Annotated in this window: 6 protein-coding genes; 1 reads left to right on the top strand and 5 read right to left on the bottom strand. The window is 60.0% G+C overall.

Features of this window, described 5'->3' with window-relative positions; genetic code table 11:
* From AAC035_RS17645 to AAC035_RS17660, 4 genes are all read right to left on the bottom strand, one after another.
* Positions 1-894: proton-conducting transporter membrane subunit (locus AAC035_RS17645; protein ID WP_339806405.1), on the bottom strand; the 894-nt coding region annotated here is incomplete at its 3' end.
* A 206-nt stretch (positions 895-1100) separates the two neighbouring features.
* Positions 1101-2426 (bottom strand): MATE family efflux transporter, encoded by a 1326-nt coding sequence (locus AAC035_RS17650; RefSeq protein ID WP_339806411.1) that lies wholly within the window; start codon positions 2424-2426, stop codon positions 1101-1103.
* A 348-nt stretch (positions 2427-2774) separates the two neighbouring features.
* Entirely contained in the window at positions 2775-3272 is a 498-nt protein-coding gene (gene tpx / locus AAC035_RS17655; protein WP_339806406.1) for a thiol peroxidase, read from the bottom strand.
* 119 nt (positions 3273-3391) lie between these two features.
* Positions 3392-4603 (bottom strand): multidrug effflux MFS transporter, encoded by a 1212-nt coding sequence (locus tag AAC035_RS17660; protein ID WP_339806407.1) that lies wholly within the window; start codon positions 4601-4603, stop codon positions 3392-3394.
* Between the two features lie 165 nt (positions 4604-4768).
* Here AAC035_RS17660 and AAC035_RS17665 point away from each other — a divergent pair, with 165 nt between their 5' ends.
* Positions 4769-5674, top strand: a complete 906-nt coding sequence (locus tag AAC035_RS17665) for an acyltransferase (protein WP_339806408.1) — start codon at positions 4769-4771, stop codon at positions 5672-5674.
* A 50-nt stretch (positions 5675-5724) separates the two neighbouring features.
* Here AAC035_RS17665 and AAC035_RS17670 read toward each other — a convergent pair whose 3' ends face one another.
* The gene (locus AAC035_RS17670) at positions 5725-5931 is read right to left on the bottom strand and encodes a hypothetical protein (RefSeq protein WP_339806410.1); all 207 of its coding nucleotides are present in this window, start codon (positions 5929-5931) and stop codon (positions 5725-5727) included.
* Between the last annotated feature and the right edge of the window lie 180 nt (positions 5932-6111).

The following is a 6111-nucleotide window of genomic DNA, read 5'->3' on the forward strand; positions in this document are numbered from 1 at the left end:
GAGGCCCTTCATGTCGTGCATGAACATGGCCACGAAGGCGCCTACCATCAGGGTCATCATGCCGGTGACGGTAATCAGGGTGAACCACAGTTCGGTATCCGCCAGCGCCGGGTGCAGCCGCGCCAGCAGAAACAGTCCGGCCTTGACCATGGTGGCGCTGTGCAGGTAGGCGGAGACTGGCGTAGGTGCCGCCATGGCGTGGGGCAGCCACAGATGAAACGGGAACTGGGCGGACTTGGTGAAGGCACCCAGTAATACCAGGCTCAGAACCAGCGGGTAGTGGGCGTGAGCCTTGATCTGGTCACCGGCGGCCAGTACATCGGTCAGCTGGTAGCTACCGACAATCTGGCCCATCAGCACCAGCCCCGCCAATAACAGCAGGCCACCGCCACCGGTGATCACCAGCGACATGCGGGCGCCCCGGCGGGCACCGGACTTGTCGCTGGTAAAGCCGATCAGCAGGAACGACACCAGGCTGGTGAGCTCCCAGAACACCAGCATCACCAGCAGGTTTTCCGACAGCACGATGCCCAGCATGGCGGCCATGAACAACAGAATCAGGGTATAGAAGCGGCTGGCGCTGGCCTTGCCGTCAAAGTAAAAGCGGGCATACAGCAAAATCAGGCCACCGATGCCGGTGATCAGCAGGGCAAACAACAAGCCCAGGCCATCCAGGCGCAGCGCAAAGCTGAGGCCGAGTGACGGTACCCATTCCAGCTCGCGGATGATGGTGTGGCCATCCATTACCATGGGTGCCCAGTACAGCAGAATCAGAAAGCTGATGGTTACCGGCAGCGCCGTCATAAGCGCCAGCGTCCGGGTATTGGCATCCCGGTTCAGTGCAGGCAGCAACGCGCCCAGCAGGGGCAGAAAAATGGTGAGAGCAAGCGCCATGAAGACTGTTCTTCAGTTCGGGCGTTAGACATCGCTGGCGTGGCCGCGAAGGCAGAGTGAGTGCCTGGAGGCATGCCAGCCCGTATAAGTTATGCTCAGAGTATCCTGAAGAATACGCTTCAGCGAGGACCTGAAAGGTCCTGATTTTCGGAGAAAAGCCTAGCAGCTTTGTGGGGAATTTTCTTGAACTTTATCGATATACCTCTTTATGAGGAGGTGGCTCCATTGGTTAAAGGCGAGGGTTCAGAGGATGACCTCTGCACCCTGTCCGCCAGGTTGCGGATGCCCTTGCGATAGAACAGGTAGGCCATGACGCCGGCCAGCAGGTTGCCAGCCAGGGCCCCGCTCATCAATCCGGTCAGTCCTCCCAGCTGCGAGCCCAGCCAGAGCAGAGGCAGAAAGCACGCAAACAGACGCAGTACGGAAGTCAGCAGCGCCCGCATGGGGAGCCCCAGCGCGTTACAGACGGAAACCATCAGCATGCAGACCCCCAGGCCGCTGTAGCTCAGGGGTACCCGCAACAGGTAGTCGGTGAGTATTCCGGAAACCTCCGCGTCTGCCGAGAACAGGCGTGATACCAGCCCCGAGGCCAGCAGCCAGATCAGTGCCAGCGCCAGCTGCCACACCACCACAAACCGCACGGCGATCCGGATAAGGCTCCTGATGGTGTCAATATCGCCCTTGCCCAGCAGGCGGCCAATCATCGGAGGCATGGACATGGTCAGAGCCAGCACCACCACGATGGAAAAGAACTCCAGCCGCGTACCGAGGCCCCAGGCCGCTACTGCGGCAGAGCCAAAACCCGCCACCATGGCGGTGGCCAGCATGGCGGACAGCGGTGGCATCAGTTGACTGAGCATGGCGGGGGCCATGATGCCGCCGAGCTGACGCAGTGACTGGCTGAGCTTCAGCTGGATCAGGTCAAAGCCGATCCATCCCCGCCGCAGCAGCGCCGGATAGATAACCAGGCAGCCAATACCAAAGGCCGTGATGGTGGCCAGCGGCGCGCCGGGCAGGCCCCAGCCGAATACAAAAATGTACAGCGGGTCGAGCGCGATGTTGAGCAGGCTGGTGATGACCATCAGCAGCCCCGGCAATTTGGTATCGCCGTGGGAACGGCAGATACTGTAGCCAAAATAGAGCATGGCGCCGGTCCAGGCGGCCACCAACCAGGGAATCCAGTAGCTGCGGATCAGCGGCAGCAGGCTGTCTTCGGCCCCCAGCAATCCCATGAGGGTGTCCCGCAACAGCCATAGACACAACCCCAGCAGCATCACCGCAATGGCACCGACAGTGACCACCAGACCGGCCAGATGCACCGCCCGCTGTTCGTCACCCGCCCCGAGGGTGCGGGAAATGATGGCGGTGGTGGCAATACCCAGGCCCACCTGCAGGCCGGTGATCAGCTGGTGCATGGGCACAGTAAAGCCCAGTGCCGCCAACGGATCACGACCCAGCTGACCGATAAAGGCACTGTCGGCCAGCTGGAAGGTCATCAGCGAGAACACCCCGAACAGCATGGGCCAGGTCATGGTGTAAAGCTGGCGGGCGAGGGATGGATTTGGGTTCGTGGTCAAGGCATGCTCTGGGGTTTGGCAGGTGGGGTCGAAGGGCGCGAATTTCTGAGGTCCCATCCTTCGACGAGCTCAGGATGAACGGAGTTTGTGCGTAGTGCTCAATTCCCGAAATCCCGATTTAATAGGCGTTTCCAACCCCCGTTCATCCTGAGCCTGTCGAAGGATGGGACCTGCGGAGTCAGCGTCCTTCGACCCTTCGCCGAGCTCAGGGTCAGGGCGAACGGGTCACCCGATTTAACAGGCGTTTCCAATCGCCGTTCATCCTGAGCCTGTCGAAGGATGGGACCTGAGAAACTGGCGCCCTTACAGCACCTTCAGCGCGGCCTCATAATCCGGCTCGTTCTTGATTTCGCTGACCAGCTCGCTGTGCAGGACCTTGTTGTCCTCGTCGAGAACCACCACTGCCCGAGCGGTCAGGCCCGCCAGGGGGCCGGTCTGGATAGCAACGCCATAGTCGTTCTGGAAGCTGTAATTGCGGAAGCTGGACAGGGGCACCACATTCTTAAGGCCCTCAGCGCCACAGAAGCGGCCGGCTGCAAACGGCAGGTCGGCAGAGACAATGAGTACGACCGTATTGTCCAGATTACCGGCTTCTTCGTTGAACTTGCGGGTGGACTGGGCGCAAACCCCGGTGTCGATGCTGGGGATGATGTTGAGGATCTTGCGTTTGCCGGCGTAATGGTCAAGGCCCACGTCCTGCAGCTCCTGAGTGGTCAGGGTCAGGTCGGGGGCTGTCTCGCCGGGCTGGGGGAATTTGCCGGTGACTTCAATGGCGTTACCGCCCAGGGTGACGTTGCTCATTGGTAAATCTCCTTGGTTGTCAGGTTGGCGCGGCAAATAGCCGGATGGGTGAACGCCGCACAATACATACTCTTGTGTAGTGCATTTTGGATGACCCGTCGAATGACAACCCGGCAAAGTCAGATGCCGGCCGGTTCGAATCCGGGGGCCGGGTTGCGCCGGACGATCACCAGGTACACCACCAGCGCCGCGATGGCACAGGCCGCAATGATCATTGCCATAGCCAGCGCCGTTCCGGCGTACAGCTGGCCCACGAGAATACCCGTCAGTGCCGCCAGAGTCATCTGCAGGGAACCGAACAGAGCGGACGCAGAGCCGGCCATGGTCGGGAAGTTGGCCAGGGCTCCGGCCATGGTTTGTGGCATGCACATGCCCATGCCAATCATGAACAGGCTCTGGGGCAGCATCACCGCCCAGACGCTGTGAACGTCGAGAATGGCCAGTACCGCCATGCTGCAACCACCGGCCACGGCGATCAGCAGGCCCCGCAGCAGAATCTGGTCAGGCAGCCAGCGACTGCTCAGGCGAACGGCGGTAAGATTGCCCGCCATGTAGCCCACCACCACACCGGCAAACCAGAGACCGAACTGACTGGGAGGCACGCCGAGAAAGTCGATCAGCACAAATGACGATCCTGACAGAAACGCAAACAGCCCGGAGAAAATCAGGGCGTTGGTCAGGGTATAGCCCAGGAAGGTGGGGCTGGAGAGAATTATCCGGTAATTGCGACCCAGGTTGCGTAATTTCAGGGATTGGCGATTGGCCGGGTTCATCGGTTCCGGGATGCCAAAGGCAACGACCAGCGCCATGACCAGGGCATAGCCACCCAGAACAACGAATATGGAGGCCCAGCCAAAGCCGGTCAGTAACAGGCCGCCTATGGTGGGCGCTATAGCCGGGGCCAGCGCCATGATGCTGGCCAGCAAGGCCATGATGCGGGCGGCATCTCTGGGGGCATAGATATCGCGGATGGCGGCGCGGCCCAGCACGGGGCCGGCGGAACCGCCGACTGCCTGCAGGAAGCGGCAGAGAATCAGCGTTTCCACGTTGGTGGCCAGAGCACAACCGATACTGGCCAGGAAAAACAACACGAAACCGCTGATCATGATGGCCTTGCGGCCAAAGCGGTCGCCCAGGGGGCCGCAGAACAGCTGGGCGGTCGCCAGCCCCGCCATATAGATGCTGAGCGTCAACTGGATCTGATCGGGAGTTGCGCCCAGGCTCTGCCCCATGCTGGGTAGTGCCGGCAGGTACATGTCGGTGGCGAGCGGGCCAAGGGCTACCGCGGCGGCCAACAGAATAGTGGTCCAGATGCTGGTGAGGGCAAGCATAAAAGATGGCAGTTACAAAATAGGAAGCTCAGTATACCCGGGTCAGAGCAAAACGTAACCCTGTGGCTTGTTCATTATTGTGAGCCAGTTGTGTCGGAAGTGAGCCAGAGTGAGGCAGCTTTGCTATGATGCCAGCCTTTCCGGAAATAATGAAAGGACAATACTATGCTGGGTTTCCTGCCTGCGCCGTTGCGGGGTGTGATTGCGGTCTTGTTGCTGGTACTTAATACACTTTTCTGGATACTGTTTCTCTACGTACCGGCGTTGCTCAAGCTGGTGATTCCGCATCGTGGTTTCCAGGTTGCGTGCACCCGTTTCATCATCTGGGTGGCGGAAGCCTGGGTCGCGGGTAATAACGGCTGGATGCGTCTGACCCAGCGCACCCGCTGGCAGGTCACCGGTGCCGAGAACCTGCGCCGTGAAGGCTGGAACATGGTGCTCTGCAATCATCAGAGCTGGGTCGATATCCTGGCCATGCAGTGGGTGTTTAACCGCAAGGCACCGTTTCTGAAGTTTTTCCTGAAGAAAGAGCTGATCTGGGTGCCACTGATCGGACTGGCCTGGTGGGGCCTGGATTTCCCGTTCATGAAGCGCCACTCGCGGAAGTACCTGCTCAAGCACCCGGAGAAGCGGGGCCAGGATCTGGAAACCACACGCAAGGCCTGTGAAAAGTTCCGCTACACCCCGGTCAGTGTCATGAATTTCGCGGAGGGCACCCGTTTTACTCCGGCCAAGCATCAGCAGCTCAAGTCACCCTACAAACATCTGTTGCCACCGAAGGCCGGTGCCGTCGGTTTTGTGCTGGATGCCATGGGAGATTCCATCGAAACCCTGGTGGACGTGACCATCGCCTACCCTGGTGGTGCCCCCAGTTTCTGGGATTTCCTCTGCGGCCGGGTGCCTGAAATTCGTCTGGACATTGAAACCCGCCCAATCCCCGATAACCTGAAGCGGCGGGATTATCTGAAGGACCCGGATTACCGCCGGGAAATCAAGGCGTGGCTGACTGACATCTGGCAGCGGAAGGACGCGAAACTGGAACAGATGCTGGAGAAGCCACCGGCCCGATAGGGTAGTGCAGACGCTCACTGAAGACGGCCGGCGGCGTGCCCCCGGCCCTGTCACTTGCTATCGCCTTCCTCCTCGTCCTCCACCTGATCCGGGTGTTCGCGACGAAATCGCTCCCACTCTTCCCAGTCGTGAGGGGTGCCCGCGTGGGGGCGCTTCAGGTGTCTGGCGTGCTCCAGTGCGTTATGGCGCAGAGAATGATCGTTGGATTCGTCTTCCTTGTCGAAACCGTACTTCTTCATGAACTCATCAGGACGCATGACAGCCTCCTTATCTGATGTCAGATACCAATGCAGCTGATACAGACAGGTTGGCTGCAATGTCAGCCGTTTTCAAGAGACCTCAGCCCGCTTTCGGTGCCTCTGCCGCCGCCGTTTCATCCTGAACCAGTTTGAAGTTGATCTGGCGACGCTCTTCTTCCACGCCGCTCAGAATCACGG

The sequence above is a fragment of the uncultured Marinobacter sp. genome, from assembly GCF_963974375.1.
Lineage (GTDB): Bacteria > Pseudomonadota > Gammaproteobacteria > Pseudomonadales > Oleiphilaceae > Marinobacter.

What these genes read in the sequence shown, in the direction of transcription:
- tpx (WP_339806406.1), bottom strand. Translation starts at nt 3,272, where the DNA reads ATGAGCAACGTCACCCTGGGCGGTAACGCCATTGAAGTCACCGGCAAA.
- AAC035_RS17670 (WP_339806410.1), bottom strand. Translation starts at nt 5,931, where the DNA reads ATGCGTCCTGATGAGTTCATGAAGAAGTACGGTTTCGACAAGGAAGAC.
- AAC035_RS17660 (WP_339806407.1), bottom strand. Translation starts at nt 4,603, where the DNA reads ATGCTTGCCCTCACCAGCATCTGGACCACTATTCTGTTGGCCGCCGCG.
- AAC035_RS17665 (WP_339806408.1), top strand. Translation starts at nt 4,769, where the DNA reads ATGCTGGGTTTCCTGCCTGCGCCGTTGCGGGGTGTGATTGCGGTCTTG.
- AAC035_RS17650 (WP_339806411.1), bottom strand. Translation starts at nt 2,426, where the DNA reads ATGACCTGGCCCATGCTGTTCGGGGTGTTCTCGCTGATGACCTTCCAG.